This is a genomic window from Clostridium sp. KNHs205, assembly GCF_000702945.1.
Classification (GTDB): domain Bacteria; phylum Bacillota; class Clostridia; order Lachnospirales; family Lachnospiraceae; genus Anaerocolumna.
Genome location: NZ_JNLE01000003.1, coordinates 3603446 through 3626834 on the forward strand (window position 1 = coordinate 3603446; position 23389 = coordinate 3626834).

Here is a 23389-nt window from a genome sequence, read left to right on the forward strand (position 1 = left end):
ATGTGGAGATGGGTATGACCCTTAGTGGTGTATCCCCTGCCGAAAAACATGAGTACTTTATCTGTCTAGTTTACTGAGGTTTGGGGGTGTAGCCACTAGAACGTTCTATTACTTTTTCTAAAAGTCTCTGTTATGAAACCTTTTAAAAAGGTCTGAATTGTATATTTGATGGCTTAAAACTTTATTAATCTGACAAAGGATTAAATACAATATTTCTTCAAAAAAATTTGCGAAAAAAATTTCTTCGCAAATTCTTGCAAAATCAATAGATTAGAGTTATTATGAACATAGTTCATAAAGGGAGATAACATGCCAAAGATATACGATGATTTAAAAGAAACAATCCTAAAAGAAGCAAAAGTAATTATTCTCTCAAAAGGCTATAGAAAGTTAAGCATGCGGGAAGTAGCAAAAGCGTCTGGGATTGCAGTCGGTACAATCTATAATTATTTTCCCACGAAAGATACTCTAATGTCCGAATTGATGTACCAATACTGGTTAGAATTTGTTGCTGCAATCCAGCAGGTAGAGCAGGAGGACTGTGAGTTATTTGCAAAGTTTAAGAAAATTTATACCATTTTAGAGTCTTTTATTGATATCTTTAAAGATACCTGGCTCAAATTAAACAGCAATGAAAAGGGAATGACGAAAGAACATCATAAGCAAAAACAGGAAGTTGTTGATTTGTTTGTTGATATCCTGGAGAAAGCCATAATTAGCCATAAGGAAAAGAAAGGAAGTGCAGATAATCAGGAAATCAATGACAGAGAGCTCGCTAGTTTTATTGTCCAGAATTTTATGTTGATTGCACAAATGAAACAATTTAAATATGAAACTTTTGAATTGATTTTAAAAAGTTATCTCCTATAGAGCGCTTACTATAGGAGAAACTTAATTTTTTTAGTATTTAAATGAACAATGTTCAGAAAGGGTCATAGTATGGTGCAGAAAAAACATACCACATTGATTTTAATTTTATTTTTATTGGGAATTTTCATGGGGGCAATTGATAATGGGATTGTATCCCCGGCAAGAGAAATCATTCAGAACAGTTTTTCCGTATCAAAAGGTGTAGGAGCCTGGATGATTACAATTTACACTCTGGTTTATGCGGTTTCCATGCCTATTAGTTCCAAGTTATCAGATATTATCGGCAGAAAAAAGATGTATATTTTCGGTATTGCTGTCTTTGGTATTGGTTCTGCTCTTTGCGGGTTTAGTAACTTCTATGGTGATTTTACTTTTTTGCTTTTAGCCAGAGTAATTCAGGCTATTGGAGCAGGCGGTATTCTGCCTATTGCAACAACGGTAATCGGTCAGTCTTTTCCGCCTGAAAAAAGAGGCACTGCCTTAGGGTTGGTTGGTGCGGTTTATGGCGTGGCCACAATTGTGGGACCAACTCTTGGCAGTACAATTATTGATATCGCCGGACAGGACCACTGGGGTTTTATTTTCTTTATTAACGTTCCCATCTGTATTTTAACACTGTTTTTATCAAGTGCCATGGAGGAATCTAAGATGGCGGTCAAAAATAAACTGGATATTCTTGGCGCACTCCTGTTAGCTGCCCTTGTTGCCAGTTTGTTATATGCCTTGACTAATATTGATTTTTTTGCAGTTGGTGATAGTTTACAGCAAAAAAATGTATTTCCGTTCCTAATAGCTTTTATTCTATTGATCCCTGTTTTTATTCTGGTGGAAAAAAGGGCAGCCGACCCTGTTTTGTCCATCAAATACTTTAAGAACCGTGAGATAGTAACTATTTTTATTATTGCCTTTGTTGTGGGAATTGGTATGATGGGAATGGTTTATATGCCGCAGTTTGCAGAAAACACCTTGAAATTAAAAACGGGTTCCGGTGGTTATCTGGTAACCTTGCTGGCGGTATTTTCCGGTGTGGCATCTCCTCTAAGCGGTAAACTCCTGGATAAAAAGGGTGCTAAGCTTGTACTCATTCTGGGCTTTGCCTGTACAGTAGCAGGGACTTTGATCTTAGGCTTGCTTGCGGCAAAGACCTTAACATTTATTACAGTATTAATTGGTATCGCGTTTATGGGATTTGGAGTCGGATTTATCATGGGACCTCCTCTGAATTATCTGATTTTAGGTGCGGTAAAGGAAGAAGAGGGAGCAACAGCTCTTGCAACCATGTCCCTGATTCGTTCCATCGGAGTAACAATTTCGCCAGGTTTTATGATTGGGTTTATCATAAATGCCAGTAAAAATATTCAAACTGAACTGATGCAGACCTTAAAGGACGGTTTTGTGAAAGCTGGCGGTGCAGATATGATTCCTGCTATGAGTACCAGCGGAGGAAGCAGCAATGGAAAACTTTTTGCATCTCTTCAAAATGCTGATGTAACAACAATCGTCAGCCAATTAACGGATATTTTCAAGCAGTTTCTTCCGGAGAAAGCACAGACATATGTATTACCTGTAATTAGTGAGATGTCTTCTGAGCTTGAAAAGACTTTTCAAAGTGTTTTGAATCAGGGATATACCCATATGTTTATTGCATCTGCCATTATTGCTGCTGTTGGGATTGGGATATCACTTACACTTAAAAATAAGAAAAAGACTATTTAAAGGACAAAGGAAACTGCCAGCATTGATATTAGTAAAAACAGCCTTTTCTATGACTGCATAGAAAGGCTGTTTTTCTCTTTTATTCCTGGCAAGGCTGTTGAAACTTTCCGTCAATCTCTCTAGTTTTCAGGTGTTGCCTGTTCCAGGTGTTGACTGTTATAACTTTAAGCTTTGGTAAATCCTCTTTTTTACATCGCGAATGAGTAATTGATTCAATCCTCCTGTAAGTGGAGAGTCAATATTTTTTATATTTCAATTTACGCTGTGATATAAGAGAACAGATTTAGAAATTAACGCTTCCCTGCTGCTCGATTAATGATAAATTACCATTTTAATGTCTATAGTCGCATTTTCTGTGAAATATTTGCGTATAGGCTTTTTTTATGTAAAACTAAATCTTTGTAAAGAAATTTAGAAATTACACTAAATAAATAATAAATTATTAAGTTTGGGTATAAATAAAAAGTCACTTTAAATGTGATAAATGTATAATTAAATTAGAATATGTGGAATAAAATAAGCAATATGTATAGAAATATTGACATGTTTTATAGCCTGCATTATAATACAAATAAATATCAACTAAATGATATTTAGATTAATTTAGTAAAACTAAATAATGGAGGAGTTTATGAAACGAAAAGTATTATCTTTACTTCTGGCTACCGCATTAGTAGCTTCTGTGTTTACAGGATGCAGCACGAAAAACAATGAGGTAAATAAGCCGGTTGACACTAAGACAGAAGATGCAGCAACAGATGCTCCTAAAACAGAAGATCCAACAGATTCTCCTGCAGCCGAACCAGTAGAAATAACCGTATGGGGATGGGATGTTAATTTTAATGGTGCAGCTTTACAGGCAGCAGACGAATTATATGAAGGTGCAACTGTAAATTTTGTTGAGATGGCAAAAGCTGATGCTCTTCAGAAGATACATACGGTATTAGCCTCAGGAGTAAAAGAAGACCTTCCTGATGTGGTCATCATTAGTGATCTTGCAGCCCAGGGGTATCTGATGTCTTATCCCGGAGCTTTCAAGGCAATGGATGATGTAATAAATTACAATGATTTTGCCAGCTATAAGAAATCAGCTGTATCTTATGACGGCGTTGGTTATGGTGTGCCTTTTGATACCGGTGTTGCCGGATTATTCTACCGTACCGATTATATTCAGGAAGCCGGATACACTGACGAGGATATGCAGGATTTAACCTGGGCTGAATATATCGAGCTTGGTAAGAAATTGAAAGAGAAAGGTCATTTACTTCAGACCTATAATCCCAATGATATCTCAGAGTTCCAGATTATGCTACAGTCAGCAGGTACCTGGTATACCGACGATGCAGGTAAGGCAAACTTTGTTAATAACACTGCTTTAAAGGAATGTATCGATATTTTCAAACAGTTTAATGCCAGTGATTTTGTTAAAGTAGCCAGTGACTGGACCGGTTTTGCAGGTGCTATTAACGGTGGTGAAGTGGCCTGCGTTATCCGTGGTTCCTGGATTGCCTCCACAATTAAGGCAGCAGCAGATCAGAGTGGTTTATGGAAGGTAGCTCCTGTTCCTAAGTTAAGCATTGATGGTGCAACCAATAAATCCAATCAGGGTGGTTCCAGCTGGTATATATTAGCAGATGGAAAGAATGCTGATGTTGCGGCAGATTTCTTTGCTAAGACATTTGGCGGCAGTACAGAGCTTTACAATACTTTAGTTGAGCAGAAGAATATCATGGCAACTTATTTACCCGCTTCTACCGTAGCGGCTTATGATAAAGAAGATCCTTTCTTCTCAAATACAAAGATCAACCAGATTCTTGCCAGCTGGATTGCAGAAATTCCCGCAGTTAACAACGGAGCATACTCCGCAGAAGCTCAGGGAGCATTACTTGCTGTAATGCCTGACATCTTAGACGGTAAGGATATTGATTCCAGCTTAAAACAAGCAGAAGAACAGTTTAACCAGACAGTACAGGAATAGAACAGGAGGGTTGAATGAAACATTACCTCTTCCAAATATAAAAAGCCATTTAATAAAGTCTTTTTATTCTCTTTAAAGTATAAAAAGATATTTTATAAAGCCTTTTATACTTGGAAGAGGATAAAACTAATATTCGGCTGATATAGGAGGATTTAATGAACAAGAAAAAAAGAATTACTATCGTTGCCTGGTCAATGATTTTTCTGGCAGCATTTTTCATACTGATATTTAGCTATATTCCTATGCTTCAAGCATTCTTCCTATCTCTTAAAACAGGAAAAGGTGCTAATCTTACCTTTAATGGATTGGCAAACTATGAAAGAATGTTTCGCGATTCAACCTTTTGGACTGTAGTTGGCAATACCTTGTTGTATGCGGTTATACAAATACCAATAATGCTGTTGCTGTCATTGATATTTGCAGTGCTGCTGAATGACCCTCGGCTGAAAGGGAGAGGTATATACAGGACCTGTATTTTCCTTCCTTGTGTAACCTCCATGGTATCCTATTCCATTTTGTTCAAGAATATTTTCTCTGTTGATGGTTTTGTCAATAATATGCTGGTAAAGTTAAATCTCATTGATGCACCTATAGCCTTTGTCCTGGATGCCTCGTGGGCTAAAGCGGTAATCATCATAGCACTGATCTGGCGGTATACAGGCTACTACATGATTTTTTATCTATCAGCTCTGCAAAACATTGAAGGCTCCATCTATGAGGCAGCACAAATTGATGGCTGTAACTCTTTCCATTCCTTTACGAAAATTACTGTACCACTTTTAAAGCCTATTGTTTTCCTGACTAGTATCATGGCGCTTAATTCAACTCTGCAATTATTTGATGAAGTTGTAAACCTTACCAATGGTGGACCGGGTAATGCGACTCGTACCATCTCCGAGTACATATATGATTTATCCTTTAACTTTGTTCCCAGTTATGGATATGCAGCAGCAGTTTCCTACGCAGTATTTATTATAGTCGGCGTTATTACTGTTGTCCAGAAAGGAGTGTTAAGGGAAAAATGAAAAAATTAACTTATTTGTTTAAGCATATTATTTTAATCATCGTATCATTTGTTTCCATCTCTCCGTTTCTCTGGATGATAATAAGTATAACAAATGAATCAAAGGATATTACCATGGGTAAGCTTTCCTTTGGCGCTGCTTTGTTTCATAATATTGAAAAGGCCTTTGCAGCGGCAGATATCGGCAGAGCCTTTCTGAATTCCCTGCACCTGGCAGTTGTTGTTACCATAGCTTCCATTATTATATGTTCCCTGGCCGGTTATGCATTTGTTATGTTTCCCTCCAAGGCAAGAGAGATATTGTTTATGGTGCTGATTGCATCTATGATGGTTCCTTTTGCAGCCAGAATTATTCCCATGTTTCGTATGTTTGCTCAGATTGGGCTGCTGAATAGTTATTTATGTATTATACTGCCGGCTCTGGGTGCTCCGTTTTTAGTTTTCTTCTTTAAACAAAACACACATGCTTTTCCTTTTGAGACCATACAGGCTGCAAGAGTGGATGGCTGTAAGGAATTTCAGATTTTCTTCAGAATCTTTGTTCCGATGATGAAATCAACCTATGCAGCTGCGGCTATCTTTGCTTTTATGGCTAGCTGGAATAACTATATGTGGCCGTTGATTGCATTACAAAGTAATTCCAAATTCACATTACCGCTAACAGTTGCGAATCTTGCTGCCGGTTTTACTCCTGATTATGGAGTTATCATGGTGGGAATTGTAATCTCAACGTTACCGACAATACTGGTATTTTTCCTGCTCCAGAAGCAATTTGTTGAAGGAATACTTGGTTCTGTAAAATAATTTGCTAATTTTAAATCGGGTTTCAGTAGACAGGGTCTAAATTAAATGCTAAAATTATTTAAAATATTTAGTTGAATTTAGGAGATGAAATATGGCTGTAAAATCAAAGGAATTAGCAAAGTTGCTGGGAATTTCACCTGCTAGTGTTTCACTGGTTTTAAATAATAAACCCGGTGTCAGTGAAGCTACCAGAAATAAAGTATTTAGTGCGTTAAAAGAGTTCGGTTATGAAGATTTATTACCGGATACTGTTGAAGAGAAAAAGATACTTTTCCTTGTATACCGGAAAAATGGTACAAAGGCAGAAGCATCTCCTTATTTTTCTCAGATTTTTACCGGTATTATAGAAGGTGTAGAGTATCAGGTAAAGAACTGTGGTTACAAGCTGATGATTACCTACTCAGACAGCAAGTCCATCGCTTCGGATGTTGAAAAAATCAAAGAAGAGCAGATTGAAGGACTTCTATTGCTGGCAACAGAGATGGTAGAAGAACAGATGAAACTTTTTACCGATATGCATGTACCTACTGTTATTATTGATAATTACATGGGAAGTGAAGATCTGGACAGTGTGGCGATCAACAATGAACAGGGAGTTGACCTGGCTGTATCACATCTCGTTTCCAGGGGACATAGAGAGATAGGTTATTTACATGTAGAAGGTAATGCGAATAATTTCGTAGAGCGCTATTATGGTTTCCTTCGTTCGAGCAGAGAGAATCATCTTAAGATAAACGAAGACAACATAGTGGAATTCACCTCTGCCGGTGGTGATGCAGCTTATCTGGAGCTTAAAGAGCATCTCGGTGCCATGAAGAATATGCCCACTGCTTTTTTTGCAGATAATGATATTATAGCTATTTGGGCAATTCGTGTTCTTCGTGAAAATGGATATCGGATTCCGGAGGACATTTCCATTGTTGGATTTGATGATATATCCATATCAAGTATGATGGACCCTCCCCTGACAACAATACAGACACCTAAATATGCAATCGGCTGTGTTGCTGTTAATTCTCTGGTAAGTAAAATAGAGGGCAAATCGGAAGGTATCCAGAAAATAGAGATGAAAACGGCTTTGGTAGAACGACAGAGTGTGAAAGGCCATTCCATGTAATAACCTTTTATATAAGATATAAGAGGAGTAAATAATGGATAATATAAAGAATTCTTTTGTCCTGTTCGGGGGTGACTATAATCCGGATCAATGGGATGAAGCAACAATAGACAGAGATATGGAGCTGTTCTCTAAAGCAGGGGTTAATACTGTAACACTACCGGTGTTTTCCTGGGCAAAGCTTGAACCGGAAGAAGGAGTTTATCAGTTTGAGTGGCTGGATAAGATATTAGATAAACTATGGAACAATAGAATTCGTGTGATTATGGCGACACCGACCTGTGCGCAGCCGGCCTGGATGTCCAGGAAATATCCGGAGGTTCTGCCGGTGGATATTGCCGGACGTAAGAGAACCCATGGCATGAGAGTATTTTTCTGTGTGAACAGTGAGAAATACAGAGAGAGAGCTGCTGCTATTGCAACAATTATGGCAGAACGTTATAAGAATTACCAGGGACTTCTTGGCTGGCATGTTGCAAATGAGTATGGAACCTATTGCTATTGTGATAACTGCCAGAAGAAATTCCGCAGCTGGTTAAAGGAACGGTATCAGACAATTGAGAATCTCAATGATAAGTGGACGACTTCCTTTTGGGGAAGAACCCTGACCTCCTTTGAGGAAATAATGCTGCCCACAGAATTAAATGACGACTATCGTTTTAATCCTGCTATTCAACTGGATTATATGAGGTTTGTTACAGCCTCTACCATAGATTGTTATAACAATGAAGCAAAGATATTAAAAAAAGCAACCCCACATTTACCTGTTTTTTCAAACATATCAGGTTATATCAAAAAATTAAACCAATTCGAAATGGTCCCTCAGATGGACTATGCAGGCTGGGATAACTATCCTGCACCTACGGATGAACGAAGTTTTCCTGCCTTGAAGCATAACATTATGCGTGCCACCAAGGATGGTAAATCCTTTTTGGTAGTGGAGCAATCACCCAATCAACAGAATTGGCAGCCTTATAACAAATTGAAGCGTCCCGGTGAAATTCGAAAAATTGCATATCAGGGTCTGGCTCATGGCTCAGACAGTTGTCTTTATTTTCAGCTTCGGCAATCTGTTGGCGGACAGGAGAAATTCCATGGAGCTTTTGTTTCACATAATGGAAGTGAAGATACCAGGATATTCAGGGAATGTGCAGAGATTGGCCAGGAACTTAAAAAACTTGACAATACCTTTGTGAATGCCAGAACACAATCCCAGACAGGTATTATTTTTGATTGGGATAACTGGTGGTCCTTAGAACTTACCAGCGGACCGACAAAGGATATGAACTATCTGGAGCAGGTTCATTACTATTATAAACCTTTCTATTATCAGAATGTACCGGTAGATATTATCAAACAAAGCACCGATTTCTCAAATTATAAGGTAATTATAGCTCCTTTACTCTATATGACCAAAGAAGGGGTGGCTGAAAGGCTGGAACAGTTTGTAAAAGCCGGGGGTACTTTAATTGCCACCTATATGTCAGGGTATGTGGACGAGAATGACCGCTGTATCTTCGGGGCGTATCCCGGACAGCTTCGTGAGGTCCTGGGGGTATGGGTCGAGGAAGTGGATGCCCTGTATCCGACAGAGAAGAATACAATAAAAATGACTGGAATTAATACAGGCAGCCAGGAATATATGTGCAGCTTCCTATGTGATGTATTACATACTGACAGTGCAGAGGTGCTGGCAGCTTATAGCAGTGATTTTTATACAGGAATGCCGGCTGTTACTGTAAATCAATACGGTAAAGGTAAAGCTTATTATCTGGGAACTCAGGTAGAAGAAGCTTATTTAAACGGTTTGGTTGAGGAGATATGTGAAAATGCAAAGCTGTCCTCTGTATTTGAATTTGAAGGAGATATAGAGATTACCACCAGAACAAATGAAAACGGTAAATTTATATTTATTATCAATCATGGCACAAACACAGGAGTGATTGATCTTAAAACAGCAACATATAAGAATCTGCTGGATGATAAGTTTTATAGCGGAAAAGTTCAAATTTTCCCTTCCGATGTATTGATTTTAGCTTAGCGGCTTGTTCAGGCCGAAAGCTATACAGAAGAAACGTTCATTTAGAGCTTTTATATCAATATCACCAGTAAAACATAATTGCAGAGACTGCGATTTACAAGACATTTAGTGAGAATAACAGGGAGGTAGTTATGAAGATTGGATTAGTTTATACAAGTACAACTCCTGAACTGATTGACATGGTAGAGCAGGAAGTGAAAAAAAATATCGGTGAAGGCGTTGAGTTATTAAGCTACAAGGATCCTTCTATATTAGCAGAAACCAGAGAAGCAGGATATGTGACCGCAACGGCAGCTGGTAAGCTGGTTACCCTGTATATGAATGCAGTAGCTGACGGAGCGGAGGCAATTCTTAATCTTTGCTCCTCTGTAGGTGAAGTGGCTGATGCAAGCCAGGACCTGGCAAAATATATGGGCATTCCCATTGTCAGAATTGACGAAGAAATGTGTAAGGATGCTGTCAGAATAGCAGCGAAGAAAGCCGGCCGCATCGGTATACTGGCAACCCTTCCGACAACCCTTGAGCCTACAAAGAACACTGTGAAGCGTGTAGCAAGAGAATTAGGACAACAAGTCACACTGGTGGATGGATTAATCGATGCTTTTGGAGCGAATCAGGAGGAATTCAAAAGCCTTATGTTAAGCAAAGCTTCTGAAATTATGAAGGAAACCGATGTTATTCTGTTATGTCAGGGTTCCATGGCATATTGTGAGGAATTGCTTGCAAAGACCTGCAATATGCCGGTTGTTTCCAGTCCCCGTTACGGTGCAATAGCATTAAAGGAAGCATTAATACAAAAGGGACTTTTGTAAAAAACTTGAGACAAAACAAAGCTAATATTTAAATTCGATTTGAAAGAAATAATTTCTGAAGAATGAAAGTTTGCTTTGTTATTGAGACAACAGTATACTTTTGACCTGAATCATATAAACTGCCTAAGGCAGAATGGAGGTATCTATGTTAACAAATACAAAAAAATCACCCTACGCGAAAGTATCATCCCTGCCTTTTGATGCTGTTGAATGGACCGGAGGTTTATGGTCAGAAAGCTTTAAAATCTGTGCAGAGGCTACTGTACCACAGCTAAAGCATATGTTTGATTCCAAGGATATCAGCCACGTAGTTGAAAACTTTAAGATTTGCGCGGGAGATGCACAGGGAGAACATAGTGGTACTGTCTTTGGAGACGGTGATTTCTATAAATGGATGGAGGCAGCTTTATACACAGCCACTAAAAATAATAACCAGAAACTCTTAAATGAGATTGAGGAATATATTGATTTAATCAGTCGTGCCCAGCAGCCTGACGGTTACCTGTCCACCAAACAGATTATCGGTGAAATGAACAGTAACGGAATATCCCGTATGGGTGACATCAATGATTTTGAAGTATATAATTTCGGTCATTTATTCACTTGTGCATGTCTTCATTATAGAATTACCGGCAAGGATAATTTTATGAAGATAGCGAAGAAGACCGCAGATTATCTCTATGAGCTGTATCAGGAAGCTGCCAGAACCGGTGAAGTACAGACGGCAGTATGCCCCTCCCACTATATGGGACTGATTGAGATGTACCGTACAACAGAAGACAATAAGTATCTGGAACTTGCGAAGCTGGCTATTGAGCTTAGAGATTCCGTAAAAGACGGTACGGATGATAACCAGGACAGAATACCCCTAAAGCAGCATGAAAAAATTGTTGGACATGCCGTACGCTCCAATTACCTCTACAGCGGTGTAGCAGATCTGTACGTAGAGCTTGGAGATGAAGACTATAAGGATATGCTGCACAGAGTATGGGAGGATTTATTAAAGCACAAACTGTATCTTACCAACGGATGTGGTGCATTGTATAACGGCGTATCCCCCTATGGTAATTTCTTTAAGGACCAGAAAACCCATCAGTCCTTTGGCTATGAGTATCAGCTGCCCAACATCACTGCTTATAATGAGACCTGTGCTAACATTGGTCTGGTTATGTGGGCTTATCGTATGTTTAATATAGAACAAAAGGCTGAGTATTTGGATATCATTGAAAGAACCATGCTTAATGTAAATCTGGCCGCTGTCAGTCTGGACGGGAAACGTTATTTTTACGAGAATATGTTAAGAAGAGCAAAGAAGCTGGAATTTGAAATGGTATGGTCTCTGGAAAGAACGGAATACATAACCAGCTATTGCTGTCCTCCGAACCTGGCACGTAATCTGGCACAGAGCTATGAATATGCTTATTCCGTATCTGAGGATTCGATATATCTTGGCATGTATGGAGCTAATAAAGCGCATATCAGACTGGATAACGGTACGGATTTTGAGTTTTTACAGGAAACCAATTACCCTTATGAAGGTGCAATCAAATTTAAAATCACTAAGGTTAATAAGGATGGCAGAGCTATTATTAACATCCGTATTCCCAGTTGGGCAGAAAACGGATTCATTACTCTTTCTGACGGAGCGAAGCGAAGCTTATCAAAGAAAGATGCCAATACCTTTATCCCGGTAGAGCTTAATCAGCTTGAGGGTGCAGAAATCGAAGTATATTTTGAGATGGCAGCTCGCCTGACTGTTTCCCATCCTTTAGTGGAAGAAAACAGTAATCAGGTGGCAGTTGAGAAAGGTCCCTTAGTATATTGCGTGGAATCCAATGACGCAGATATAGAGACGCTGGATGACCTGTTGATTACTCCTGATACCAGATTTGAAGAGAAATCCTTTGAAATTGCAGGAAGGGAAATTCAGGTTTTAGAAGGCGAGTTGTATGCACATAACAGGGTAGATTATAATCGCAATGCATTATATCAAACGCTACATTATGAAGGAATCCGTAAATTGCCGGTTCGCTTGATTCCATATTTTGCCTGGGACAACAGGGGATATGGTGAAATGAGAATATGGCTTCCCGTAGCTTATCCTGTGAAATAATGAATCCTTAAATTATCGTTTGGTTATTAAGTTAGGAGGCTTCCTTGGAACGTTTGATATTGGCAGAAGTTGAAAAGAAATACCAGCATAGTGAATATAAGAATAGTAAAGTAGCTGATTTACTAACAAAGGAAATCGAGAGTAATAAGCTAAAAATTATAGTATTGGATGATGATCCCACCGGTGTTCAGGCAGTTCATGATGTTTTTGTTTACACGGATTGGAATTATGAAAGTATTCTTGAGGGATTTTTAAGCGAAGACAGAGTTTTTTATATTCTGACCAACTCACGGGCTATGACAGAGCAGCAGACCACACTGGTACATATTGAAATTGCGCAAAACATTATGAAAGCATCCCAGGAAACAGGAATGAGTTTTCAGATTATCAGCCGGGGAGACTCTACCTTAAGAGGGCATTATCCCCTTGAAACCTGTCTTCTGAAAGAAGAGCTGGAAAAAGGACTGGATATTAAGGTAGACGGAGAAATCTTGATTCCCTTTTTTAAAGCTGGTGGAAGGTATACCATTGACAATGTACATTATGTCAAATATGAAGATGAGCTTATACCTGCAGCTGATACAGAATTTGCCAGAGATAAAACCTTTGGTTATACCCGCTCCAATCTTTGTGAATATATCGAAGAAAAAACAGGTGGTGCTTACCTTGCAGAGGAAGTGAAATCTGTCAGCTTAGACCAACTTCAAGGTGTCAATCTGGAGGCAATAGAGGAGACGCTGCTTGGTGTAAAAGGTTTTGGGAAGGTCATAGTTAATGCCATAGATTCAGGTTGCCTGGAAACTTTCTGCGTTGCCCTGTACCGTGCAATTAAGGAGGGAAGGCATTATCTGTTCCGAACTGCCGCTGATTTTGTAAAGGTTATAGGCGGAATATCTGATCAGCCTTTACTCCGAAAAGGGGATATGATTACTGCACCTTTAAAAAGAGGCGGTATTGTGGTTATAGGCTCCCATACAAAGAAGACAACCGCACAGCTGGAAGCTTTAAAGGATATGCAGGAGCTGGAATTTCTGGAATTTAATTCGGATCTGGTACTGGAGAACAGGTTGGAGGAAGAGGTAAAACGGGTTACAGCACTTAGTAAAGCATTGATAGAGGAAGGTAAAACAGTTGTTACCTATACGAAACGCAAATTACTGACCCTTGAAAAGGATACGAAAGAAAATGCACTTATGAGATCTGTAAAGATTTCTGAATCGGTACTTAAGCTGGTATCTGAACTGGGTACAGTTCCGGAATTTGTTATTGCAAAGGGTGGAATTACCTCCAGTGACATCGGGGTGAAAGCACTAAAGGTTCGCAAGGCATATGTGTTAGGTCAGATTCAGCCGGGAATTCCTGTTTGGAAAACAGATGAAAATAGCCGATTTCCGGGAATACCCTATATAATCTTCCCCGGAAATGTTGGTAAGAGTCAGACGCTAAAGAAAATCTTACAAGAATTAATTTAAGCGAAAAAGCTGCCTTATAAAGTACAGCAATTACTGTCAGCCTATGATCATTTTAAAAAATTGCTCTTTAAGGTTACTTTATAATCAAAAGCTTGGTTCAGTATATATAATCAGATAAAGGTAGGAGAATATGATTGAAATTTTTGCTGTAAATTTAAAACACCAATTACCGCAGGATGTATATCAGCTGCTTTTAAGTAATGTATCCGGGGAGAAGCGGGATAGAATCGGAAGATTTCACAGAATCCAGGATGCCCAGCGTTCCTTAATCAGTGATGTCTTGGTCAGACGGATAATAACTGACAAATTAGGACGAAAAAATGAAGATATTGAATTTGAATACAATGAGTATGGTAAACCCGCTTTAAAACTGCAGCAGGATTTCTGCTTTAATACCTCTCATGCAGGAGATTGGATTGTATGTGCTGTCCATAGGTTACCTGTCGGTATTGATGTTGAACAAGTTCAACCAATAGAGCTTGATATTGCAAAGCGTTTCTTTAGCCAGGAGGAATATCAGGAGCTGATGCAAAGGGAGGCTTCAGAACGTTTATCTTATTTTTATGAATTATGGACCTTGAAAGAGGCTTATATTAAGGCAGTGGGAAAAGGGCTTTCGATTCCGCTTAACTCCTTTTCCTTTCGTATTCATTCAGGGGATATAATCTTTAAATCCAAAGAGGATCCAAGGAATTATAGCTTTAAACAATATAAGCTTGATCCGGATTATAAAATGGCAGTATGCGGAAGGGATAACAGTTTTTCTGATGTGATAAAACTCCTAAAGGCTGAAGAATTAATTATTCAGTAGTAGTGACAGGGGATATTTACGATATTTAGACAGGATAATTCAAATTGCTTTTAGGTCCTTTCAAAAAAACTTCTAAAAGTCAAAAAAATGAGTTAGTGAAAGGAAGCAAGAGTTACAGTCAAGTTTACGGTCACATTTATACGGGGAAGGGATTCGTATGGAAGGAAGGTATTAACCTGATAATTCCTGACCAGGAAAACGCTTAATGAAAATCAGATTGAAATATGGAATAAAATGGTGTACTATGGGAAGGTATTTGTAATTGATTACTAAAAGATGGCATACAGAGTTAATGGTAATAAGATAGCTTATAGTATAAGCAGCATTAGAAAGGAGTAACTATGTTAAACGGAATACGTCTGGGAAATATAATGGTGGATTGTGACGATGAACAGAGTCTGTGTGAATTTTATCATAAATTACTTGGCTGGGAAAAAAGCATAATGTTTGGACGTCCTGCATTGAGTAAAGATGGAATCGTATTTTTATTCATTCAAGAGGAGGATTATGTCCCACCTACCTGGCCTGAGGAAGAGGGAAAACAGCAAAAACAAATGCATTTCGACTTTCAGGTTCCAAATGTTTCTGATGCAGTAGAATATGCTCAAGCTTTAGGAGCCAGGAAAACAGAATCAGAATTTGGCGGAAATGAATGGGTCACTATGATAGATCCAGCCGGACATCCTTTCTGCCTCTGTGCCCAAGATAATAAAGCATGATACTTGTAAAATTATAACTATTATATCTGTAGCTATAATATAAATACATGAATCTGCAGGAGAACATCCTATGAGATATCTTACAAAAGAATGGTATAAATTATGTCAACGGACAGGCTTGGTCAGTTATGTCCTCGTGTTAAAAGGAAAGCCAATTTAACCAAAATGAGGTGATTTAATGGAAGTAAAATTCTATGGAATTGAAGAAATTGAGGATTCTTTGTTATTCGCTGCTGTAATTGTATCCAAGTTCAAAGGCAAATGGGTATTATGCAGGCATAAGGATAGGGATACATGGGAGGTACCAGGAGGACATAGAGAAGAAAATGAGTCGATTTTTGATACGGCGAAAAGAGAATTATTTGAAGAAACAGGAGCAAAGAGCTTTGATATTATACCAATATGTACATATTCATTATCAAGGTATGCGATGCTTTTTTACGCTGAAATAAAAGAGTTTGATGAATTACCTGATTCAGAAATTGAAAGAATAGAATTTTTTTCTGAGATACCAAGTAATCTTACCTATCCATTGCTTCACTTAGAACTTGTGAACAAGGTTATTAGTACCTTAGCAGTTAATAACTAATGCAGTTAATTAGGACTCCAATGTAAATTTGGCTTACTTAATTCTTTAAGGTTTAATTTGAACAGAGGGATTAATTAATAAGCTAGTTTATAAATTCGTTCTGCTGTTTCTCTTGGTAGCTAAATGTGTACATAAGGTTTAATTAATTCTTTACAGTTCAACATAAATTTACAAATTTATTAATTAAGATAAGTGTAAAAAACCATACTTCAAAAGGATTTCAGGGGAATTGCAGTAAACAGGAAGAACGAATGTGCCTATGGAAAGGTATTAGAAGTCCTTTTCTCTGAAGACTTTGTGCTATACTGTAAAACAGATTGTCTGAGCGTAGCGAGTTATCTGTTTTACAGTATGCCCAGCACAAAGTCTTCAGAGAATTAGGACTTCTTATACCTTGAAATTGAAGCATGAGTTCTTCCTGTTTACTGCAATTCCCCGTCCCCTTTGTGAAAAACATTCCTTTCGAGCTAATGCATAATTAAAATTATTTACCAAGTACAATTACATGAAAACTCTTATCCCCTAATACAGCTTCCAGAATCCCATTATCAATTTTAGCACTGTCTGATCTGACAGGAGCCACATTATCCGGAAATTCTTCTGTATTGATTGCCTTTAAATCAGGATGGCTTAAGGCCCAATGCTCTTTGATCTTGTAGTCTTTAAACTGGCGTAAATCACAGGTTACTTCCATCGGTGAATCAAGGTCTTTGTTCAATGCAAAGAATGTAAGGGTTTCATTATCTTCATTCATAATGCTTAAACAATCCAGATAAGGCGCATCACCGTGAACGCTCTCGTACACAGGGGTATCTATAACCGTATTTAACACTGTTCCGGTACCGTGATTACTGATTAGAGCAAAAGGATAGAAGATGGTTTGCTTCCAGGCACCGGTATCGGAGGTCATAATAGGGGCAATAACATTAACAAGCTGTGCCAGGCAGGCTATTTTGACACGGTCTGCATGGCGCAGCATGGTAATCATCATACCCGCTACCAAAAGTGCATCTTCAAAATTATAGATGTCTTCCAGCTGATGAGGAGCCTTGCACCATCGCTCCAATTTTTCATCCTGTTTCCTGGAATGATACCATACATTCCATTCGTCGAAAGAAAGGTTGATGGTCTTGCTTCTGCGTTTTTTAGCTTTTACAGCATCGCAGATGGAGATTACTGAACTGATAAAATTCTCCATTGCAACAGTGTTTGCAAGAAATGCAGGTGTATCCTCGGCTTCATTTCCGTAATATTGATGCAAAGAAAGATAATCCACCTGATCATAGCATTCAGTAAGTACGGTATCTTCCCAGGTACCGAAGGTTTCCATATTAAGAGAGGAGCTTCCGCAGGCAACCAGTTCTATGGAAGGATCCACCATTTTCATGATACGGCCTGCCTCTGAAGCAATTCTTCCATATTCCATTGCAGTCTTATGTCCCATCTGCCAGGGACCATCCATTTCATTTCCCAGACACCAGAGCTTTATATCATGGGGCTGCTCGTATCCGTGTTTTCTTCTTAAATCACTGTAATAGCTGCCGCCTTTTAAATTACAGTATTCAACTATGTTCTTTGCGTCATCCACCCCACGGGTTCCAAGGTTGACAGCCATCATCGGGGTTGTGCCTGCTTTGCCAGCCCAATCCATAAACTCATTAAGGCCAAATTGATTTGTTTCAATTACGTTCCAGGCAAGATCTATCTTCTCGGGGCGTTCGCTTTTAGGTCCCACACCATCCTCCCAATGATAACCTGATACGAAATTTCCGCCGGGATAACGAACAATGGGAACATTCAGCTGTTGTATTAGGTTAATAACATCCTTTCTAAGACCCTGTTCGTCAGCAAAGGGACTTCCTGGCTGATAAATTCCTTCATACACAGCACGTCCCAGATGTTCAATAAAAGAACCATAGATACGTTTATCAATATCCCCTACAATAAAATGTTTGTCGATACTTACTTTCGATTTTCTCATTTTAATAACTCCTTTTTTAATCATATATTTTATCTAAATTATAACAGGCTATGATAAAAAGAAATTAACCTAATTTCTTAATGTATTGACTTTTCTTCCGATAATAAATATGCTTTACTTATAGTTTCATAGGATTTTCCAAAGTTAAAGAGGAGAGAAACGATGATAACAATTGATTATTGTGGATATCACACACATAACCCGGACAAAGATATAATTTTGCGGCCTGCTGGTACTGCCAGCTACCTTTTTCTATTAACTTTATCACCGATGACCTTCTATTTTCAGAATCATGGACAGGTAAAGGTGAAATCCGGAGCCTGTATTTTATACACACCCGGCATCTATCAGCATTATCAGGCAGATAATGAATTCTTTAATAGTTATATGCATTTCTTCTGCAAGGAAGAGGAGATTAAGAAATATGAAATACTACAAAATAGAATTTTTTATCCGGACAATACAGATGAGCTTAACTGGCTGCTTAAAAAGATTTACCAGGAATTTATAAATAAGCTGTCACAATCAGAGGAAATGATTGATTTATATATACATCAGCTGATGATACTTTTGCACCGGGGTAAACTGCGGGAGGCTATCCCGGTTGAACATAAAGAAAATATATATCCTGAACTACTTAGTCTCAGACAACAGGTGTTAGCAAATTGTGAGGAGCCCTGGGACATAGAAAAAATGTGTGGAATGCTCAATATTGGGAAAAGTCAGTTATACAAATATTATGAACTGTTCTTTCATAGCACTCCGAAAAAGGAGCTGATTCAGGCAAGGCTGCAAAAAGCACAGTACCTTATGAAGAATGATACTGTTACTATCAACCAGGCAGCATTTGATTCCGGTTTTCAGAATATCTGCCACTTCAACAGGATATTTAAAGCTCATTGCGGATGTACGCCCAGTGAGTTTAGGGGTAAATAAGGCAGAGAAATACAATGCTTAAGCTTCAGGAAATTCAAATTAAAAAATATAGGAATTAGCTTATTAACAGGCATTAAGAAAGCTTATGAACCAATAAGAAGAAGAGCCATGCGGTATATATCACTAACAGCCTGTAACCTGGAAATGAAAGGTTGCAGGCTGTAAATATTGCCAGAAAAGTCTGTTAGATTAATTATTTAACACAGGCAGCTTATAAAATTAATCACCAACTCACATTATTAATTACCAATCCACAAATTAATCACCAACTCACATAATTAATTACCTGCTTAGTGGTAAGTAGAATTTTAGGATGAATGTAAGCTGGGTTACCCCTATTTCTGCAAACTGTTAATTATAGCAGATAGAAGTACTAGTTTATTCTGTCAAACAATTTGCCACCATTACCCGTACCGGTACAGTTATCCATAACTAAAGTTGCAGGATTTCCGTTTCCGGTATATCCGTGTTTCGCATTGTAATTGGCTTTGCAGTTTCTTAGCACATGTGGAACAGAAGCGGTGTCATCCCCAAGTTTAAAGCCGTTTCCGTCTCCACCGGTAAGGGAACCATCTGTAAATTTACCATTATAGGAGGCTTCGCAATTAACCATAGTTACAACACCTATCGGGCCAGTGTCGGATTTGGTATATAAATCCCATCCGTCATCACAATTATAAATAGCTGTACAATTCTCAAATCTGTTTCCTTGACCACAGGTTAACTTAGCTGCAAATCCGTCTGCATCTTCACGGCCTGAATCAACATTTTCTGTAGACAGGCAGCCAATAATCAGATTATTGCTGGGCCATTGGCTAATTGAATTATAAGAGGTATTATATCTTGATAGTTGTAGTCCGGTATCATGATTTTCTCTGAAAGTACAATTCTCAATTGTATTATTGTGTCCTGCCAGAAGCATTCCATTGTCACCGGCTCCTTTGATTGTGATACCTTTGATATGCCAGTAATTTGCTGCTAATACAATTCCTCTGTTAGAAGAATTCTCGGACATAGCAGAGAAATCCACTGTAGGAACGCCATCTCCGTAAGCGTATATTTTTTTCATTGCGCTTGAAGTACCGTTATTCCCTTCAGCAATAACAATTGTACTGGAATATGTATATGATCCAGCTTTCAGATAAATTGCTTTTCCTGGTTGAACGGTATTGATTGCCTGCTGCAAGGTCATGGAACCGCTGGGAGTAAGAATGATATCTCCGGATGCGGGAGGCGTAGTAGGAGTGGGTGTTACCGTAGGGGTTACGGTTGGAGTTGGCGTAACTGTAGGTGTAGTTCCTCCATCTGTTGTCAGTTCAATATAATACAGATTTGCAACATCGGTCTTTGCAATGGTATGAGAGCCTGCTCCCAGAGATACACTGACAATACCGTTTGTCATGGCATAGTTTGTTCCGTCAACCTTAATTCTTGTATTATTTTCATTATTAAATACTAATTTTAAGGTTGAGGATCCGGTGGTGTTAAAGGTGATGTTTGTTGATGATTCAATTTTCAGGCATTGGGTAAGAGTCAGGCCATTGTAAGTGACTGTGCCTTTTGAGGTGGACAGGTTACCGGTAATCGAAAAGAAAGAACTGCTTGTCCCGCTGGTAGTGAAATTGTGAACTACTGTGGTTGCGGCATCTACGGGGACCATCGGTGTTAGTACATAAAGCAAAGAAAACCCCAGAGCCAAACAAAGTATAATACTTTTAATACGTTTGATACACTTCATAATTATTTACCTCCTTTTATTTTCTTTAAAACATATGATTTTGGTATTATTAAAAAAGAGCCTCCTTTCTTTACCAGTTTAGACATATGTTCTATAGACGCTAAATACCTCCTCAATAATTTTCTTCTGCGCCTCCTTTCATAAATAAAATAAATTCCGCAGGTTCCTTCATCCTCATAATCATGTATATATCATTTAAGCTGAAAGTCAGATAATACTATCCTTAGAAATAAATCAATTATTTAAAAGTTCTTCACATCCTTGAAAGCCAATTGTAAATATGTGTAGAAAAGTTCTATAAAAATATTCCAAGCATAGATTGAAAGAGCTTACATATAAAGAGATATAATAATCACATAAGATATTTGATAAATATAGGTATTGGATTGCCTTTTATAAGACAAATTTAACAAATATACTTCCTGATAATAAATAAATATGTAAGAGCTTACATTTCAAATACAGGATAACATTTATTTCCAAAATAAGCAATATAAAATTTAAAAAGTATGTGATAATTACCATTAATTTCATAAAGTAGTTGAAAAGTTCGTATTTTCTGCTTAAAAATAGTTGGTTTATTAGTCGTAATAAGGTAAACATCACTAAATATCAGCCTTTATTTGGACGAATCAGACCCCATTAATTTACATAAAACAAAAATAAGCAAATAATCACAAGATTATACATTTACATATTCTTCTAAATCACCGAAATTATAGTTGTAGGTGTGACTTTTGTATATTTTTAACAAAAGTTAATGAGGGGAGGAGTGAACAGAAATAATAAAAAACCAAAACATTTGATGTTGCTTGAAGTCAGTATAAGAAGTCATATCAATAAGAAAGGAAAGGGAAGCTATGACAAAGAAATTGCTTAAATGCGGCTTAGTTTTGGTATTGATGTTTTCGATGCTGCTCTCAATGAAAGTCTCAGCAGCAGACTTTACGCAGGGAGTAGATGTTTCCGGCAGCAATGCGGTAATTTGGTTTAAGTCAACCGTAAATACAACCTGGGTGGATATTCATTACAAAGTGAACTCAGGTGATCAGCAGAACCTGAGAATGTCCTATAATTCAGGGGCAGCAAGGTATGAGCAGAGCGTTCAATGGACTACAGGCTCTGTTATTGAATATTTCTTTACCTATAACAATGGCACCCCAGCTTATGACACTTCAACTTATACCTACTCAGGACAAGCAGCCGGACTAAAAAACGGGGGGATTTATAGGATAACCAGCAAAGTCAGCGGGAAAGTTCTTGATATTACGGATAAGTCAACCGCTGCCGGAGCTAAAGTACAACAATGGAGTAATAGTAATACAACGAATCAACAGTTTAAGTTAGAGAAACAATCCGATGGATACTATAAAATAACCGCAGTACACAGCGGACTGGTTCTGGATGTACCGAGCAGTTCTCTGAGTAACAGTGTGCAATTGCAGCAATGGACGGATAACGGCACCAGTGCTCAGCGCTTTAGCATAATAGATACTGGAGGAGGATATTACAAAGTAATCTCTAAAGTCAGCGGACTGGCCATGGATGTGCGAAGCTCACAGACCACAGATGGTGCTGTAGTACAACAGTATACAGACAACGGAACCGATGCACAGAGATGGTCCTTTACTTTGGTAGGGGATTCCAGTGGAGGAACGGGTAATTCCATTTATTCAATAGCTGCGTCCTCCATACCAAATCCTTCTGGAGGCGGAGTCAGTGTGAAGGTTATGAATGGTACCGGAGGTGCTTATTCAGACAGTCAAATATACTGGGGTGTAATCGGAAAAAATCCGGCTACCGGTGCATGGTGCTATCTGGATCTTTCCGGTAATCTTATTCCAATTTCTGCAGCACTTAATGATGCGGCGGGACATCTGACCAAAAACGGAATAAATTATGCTAATATCTATCACAAAGTAAGTGAAACCTCCTGGGTGAATCTTCCGAAAATAACCTCCGGAAGGATGTTCCTCAGTGTAGGCTCACCTTGCTATATTAAAACATACAATGATGGTTTTGCCGGCCCGGATATCAATAATCCCACGGACCCTAACCGTAACATTTATTTTGATTTTGTAGAATTTACGGTAGATGATGCCGGATATCACGGTAATACCACAAGAGTGGATCAGTTTGGGTTCCCGGTTCAGCACAGGCTTGTAAATAAAGCTGGTAATTATGACCGGACAGTAGGAGAACTGGAATCTGAAACCAGAGCAGGCCTGTTTACCAAGTATCAGAATGAAGTTCCTGCAGAATTCAAGTCTTTGGGAACCCTGCAGGCTCCTTATCGAATCGTTTGCCCTATCAGCGGACCATTTAATACAGGCGGAACCTATGCGAATTATTTCGCGGGGTATTCAAGCATACCAACCAGAGATATTTTACTCGGGATCGGTGAGGCCAGTAATGCTGAAGTTTGCGCTGCTCTTAACAGACATGTGTATGGAAATACCGCGGACTGGAACAATCCTTCCAAGTACTATAAAGCTGCTCCTGCCAATTATTACGCAAAATTCTGGCACGATCACAGTATCGACGGACTGGCATATGGTTTCTGCTACGATGATGTAAACGGACAGGCCTCTTATCTGGAGGTAGGAGATCCAAAGGGTCTGATAATCAGAGTTGGCTGGTAAAAATGAATTAAAATAAGAAGGGGGAA

Annotated in this window: 17 protein-coding genes; 15 read left to right on the plus strand and 2 right to left on the minus strand. The window is 38.5% G+C overall.

The annotated features are described in order from the left end of the window. The first annotated feature begins 309 nt into the window (after positions 1–309). The 13 genes from BR73_RS0114845 (at position 310) to BR73_RS0114905 (ending at position 16066) form a co-directional block, all read left to right on the plus strand. Positions 310–870 (plus strand): TetR/AcrR family transcriptional regulator, encoded by a 561-nt coding sequence (locus BR73_RS0114845; RefSeq protein ID WP_033166171.1) that lies wholly within the window; start codon positions 310–312, stop codon positions 868–870. Positions 871–939: 69 nt separating this feature from the next. After that, positions 940–2586 carry an MFS transporter gene (locus BR73_RS0114850; RefSeq protein WP_033166172.1) on the plus strand — a complete coding sequence of 549 codons (1647 nt, stop codon included), beginning with the start codon at positions 940–942 and terminating at the stop codon, positions 2584–2586. A 631-nt stretch (positions 2587–3217) separates the two neighbouring features. Further along, positions 3218–4564 (plus strand): extracellular solute-binding protein, encoded by a 1347-nt coding sequence (locus tag BR73_RS0114855; RefSeq protein WP_033166173.1) that lies wholly within the window; start codon positions 3218–3220, stop codon positions 4562–4564. Between the two features lie 155 nt (positions 4565–4719). Next, positions 4720–5589: a sugar ABC transporter permease gene (locus BR73_RS0114860; protein WP_033166174.1), complete on the plus strand. Its 870-nt coding sequence runs from the start codon at positions 4720–4722 to the stop codon at positions 5587–5589. Next, entirely contained in the window at positions 5586–6392 is an 807-nt protein-coding gene (locus BR73_RS0114865; protein ID WP_033166175.1) for a carbohydrate ABC transporter permease, read from the plus strand. Before BR73_RS0114860 ends, BR73_RS0114865 begins: the two co-directional genes overlap by 4 nt. Positions 6393–6483: 91 nt before the next feature. Further along, positions 6484–7509 carry a LacI family DNA-binding transcriptional regulator gene (locus tag BR73_RS0114870; RefSeq protein ID WP_033166176.1) on the plus strand — a complete coding sequence of 342 codons (1026 nt, stop codon included), beginning with the start codon at positions 6484–6486 and terminating at the stop codon, positions 7507–7509. 34 nt (positions 7510–7543) lie between these two features. Next, positions 7544–9550, plus strand: coding sequence for a beta-galactosidase (locus tag BR73_RS0114875; protein ID WP_033166177.1), 2007 nt, complete (start codon positions 7544–7546; stop codon positions 9548–9550). A 131-nt stretch (positions 9551–9681) separates the two neighbouring features. Beyond that, positions 9682–10362 carry an aspartate/glutamate racemase family protein gene (locus BR73_RS0114880; RefSeq protein ID WP_033166178.1) on the plus strand — a complete coding sequence of 227 codons (681 nt, stop codon included), beginning with the start codon at positions 9682–9684 and terminating at the stop codon, positions 10360–10362. A 145-nt stretch (positions 10363–10507) separates the two neighbouring features. Then, complete coding sequence (locus tag BR73_RS0114885; RefSeq protein WP_033166179.1) at positions 10508–12475, plus strand: beta-L-arabinofuranosidase domain-containing protein; 1968 nt, start codon at positions 10508–10510, stop codon at positions 12473–12475. A 44-nt stretch (positions 12476–12519) separates the two neighbouring features. Further along, the gene (locus tag BR73_RS0114890; RefSeq protein ID WP_347463442.1) at positions 12520–13947 is read left to right on the plus strand and encodes a four-carbon acid sugar kinase family protein; all 1428 of its coding nucleotides are present in this window, start codon (positions 12520–12522) and stop codon (positions 13945–13947) included. A gap of 130 nt (positions 13948–14077) precedes the next feature. Continuing rightward, positions 14078–14758, plus strand: coding sequence for a 4'-phosphopantetheinyl transferase superfamily protein (locus tag BR73_RS0114895; protein ID WP_033166180.1), 681 nt, complete (start codon positions 14078–14080; stop codon positions 14756–14758). A gap of 341 nt (positions 14759–15099) precedes the next feature. Continuing rightward, a complete protein-coding gene (locus BR73_RS0114900) occupies positions 15100–15477 on the plus strand; it encodes a VOC family protein (RefSeq protein ID WP_033166181.1) in 378 nt (125 codons plus the stop codon). Between the two features lie 178 nt (positions 15478–15655). Next, the gene (locus BR73_RS0114905) at positions 15656–16066 is read left to right on the plus strand and encodes an NUDIX domain-containing protein (protein WP_033166182.1); all 411 of its coding nucleotides are present in this window, start codon (positions 15656–15658) and stop codon (positions 16064–16066) included. A 484-nt stretch (positions 16067–16550) separates the two neighbouring features. On the opposite strand, the gene BR73_RS0114910 is transcribed toward BR73_RS0114905, so the two are convergent. After that, positions 16551–18047: an alpha-N-arabinofuranosidase gene (locus BR73_RS0114910; RefSeq protein ID WP_033166183.1), complete on the minus strand. Its 1497-nt coding sequence runs from the start codon at positions 18045–18047 to the stop codon at positions 16551–16553. A 162-nt stretch (positions 18048–18209) separates the two neighbouring features. On the opposite strand from BR73_RS0114910, the gene BR73_RS0114915 reads away from it, so the two are divergent. After that, positions 18210–18983, plus strand: coding sequence for an AraC family transcriptional regulator (locus BR73_RS0114915; protein ID WP_051685217.1), 774 nt, complete (start codon positions 18210–18212; stop codon positions 18981–18983). Between the two features lie 373 nt (positions 18984–19356). Here the strand turns inward: BR73_RS0114915 and BR73_RS0114920 are convergent, their stop codons facing one another. Then, positions 19357–20721, minus strand: a complete 1365-nt coding sequence (locus BR73_RS0114920; protein WP_033166184.1) for a right-handed parallel beta-helix repeat-containing protein — start codon at positions 20719–20721, stop codon at positions 19357–19359. Positions 20722–21581: 860 nt separating this feature from the next. Between BR73_RS0114920 and BR73_RS0114925 the strand changes: the two genes are divergently transcribed. Beyond that, positions 21582–23363, plus strand: coding sequence for a beta-1,3-glucanase family protein (locus BR73_RS0114925; RefSeq protein ID WP_197032669.1), 1782 nt, complete (start codon positions 21582–21584; stop codon positions 23361–23363). Positions 23364–23389 lie beyond the last annotated feature (26 nt).

What these genes read in the sequence shown, in the direction of transcription:
- BR73_RS0114845 (WP_033166171.1), top strand. Translation starts at nt 310, where the DNA reads ATGCCAAAGATATACGATGATTTAAAAGAAACAATCCTAAAAGAAGCA.
- BR73_RS0114850 (WP_033166172.1), top strand. Translation starts at nt 940, where the DNA reads ATGGTGCAGAAAAAACATACCACATTGATTTTAATTTTATTTTTATTG.
- BR73_RS0114855 (WP_033166173.1), top strand. Translation starts at nt 3,218, where the DNA reads ATGAAACGAAAAGTATTATCTTTACTTCTGGCTACCGCATTAGTAGCT.
- BR73_RS0114860 (WP_033166174.1), top strand. Translation starts at nt 4,720, where the DNA reads ATGAACAAGAAAAAAAGAATTACTATCGTTGCCTGGTCAATGATTTTT.
- BR73_RS0114865 (WP_033166175.1), top strand. Translation starts at nt 5,586, where the DNA reads ATGAAAAAATTAACTTATTTGTTTAAGCATATTATTTTAATCATCGTA.
- BR73_RS0114870 (WP_033166176.1), top strand. Translation starts at nt 6,484, where the DNA reads ATGGCTGTAAAATCAAAGGAATTAGCAAAGTTGCTGGGAATTTCACCT.
- BR73_RS0114875 (WP_033166177.1), top strand. Translation starts at nt 7,544, where the DNA reads ATGGATAATATAAAGAATTCTTTTGTCCTGTTCGGGGGTGACTATAAT.
- BR73_RS0114880 (WP_033166178.1), top strand. Translation starts at nt 9,682, where the DNA reads ATGAAGATTGGATTAGTTTATACAAGTACAACTCCTGAACTGATTGAC.
- BR73_RS0114885 (WP_033166179.1), top strand. Translation starts at nt 10,508, where the DNA reads ATGTTAACAAATACAAAAAAATCACCCTACGCGAAAGTATCATCCCTG.
- BR73_RS0114895 (WP_033166180.1), top strand. Translation starts at nt 14,078, where the DNA reads ATGATTGAAATTTTTGCTGTAAATTTAAAACACCAATTACCGCAGGAT.
- BR73_RS0114900 (WP_033166181.1), top strand. Translation starts at nt 15,100, where the DNA reads ATGTTAAACGGAATACGTCTGGGAAATATAATGGTGGATTGTGACGAT.
- BR73_RS0114905 (WP_033166182.1), top strand. Translation starts at nt 15,656, where the DNA reads ATGGAAGTAAAATTCTATGGAATTGAAGAAATTGAGGATTCTTTGTTA.
- BR73_RS0114910 (WP_033166183.1), bottom strand. Translation starts at nt 18,047, where the DNA reads ATGAGAAAATCGAAAGTAAGTATCGACAAACATTTTATTGTAGGGGAT.
- BR73_RS0114915 (WP_051685217.1), top strand. Translation starts at nt 18,210, where the DNA reads ATGATAACAATTGATTATTGTGGATATCACACACATAACCCGGACAAA.
- BR73_RS0114920 (WP_033166184.1), bottom strand. Translation starts at nt 20,721, where the DNA reads ATGAAGTGTATCAAACGTATTAAAAGTATTATACTTTGTTTGGCTCTG.
- BR73_RS0114925 (WP_197032669.1), top strand. Translation starts at nt 21,582, where the DNA reads ATGACAAAGAAATTGCTTAAATGCGGCTTAGTTTTGGTATTGATGTTT.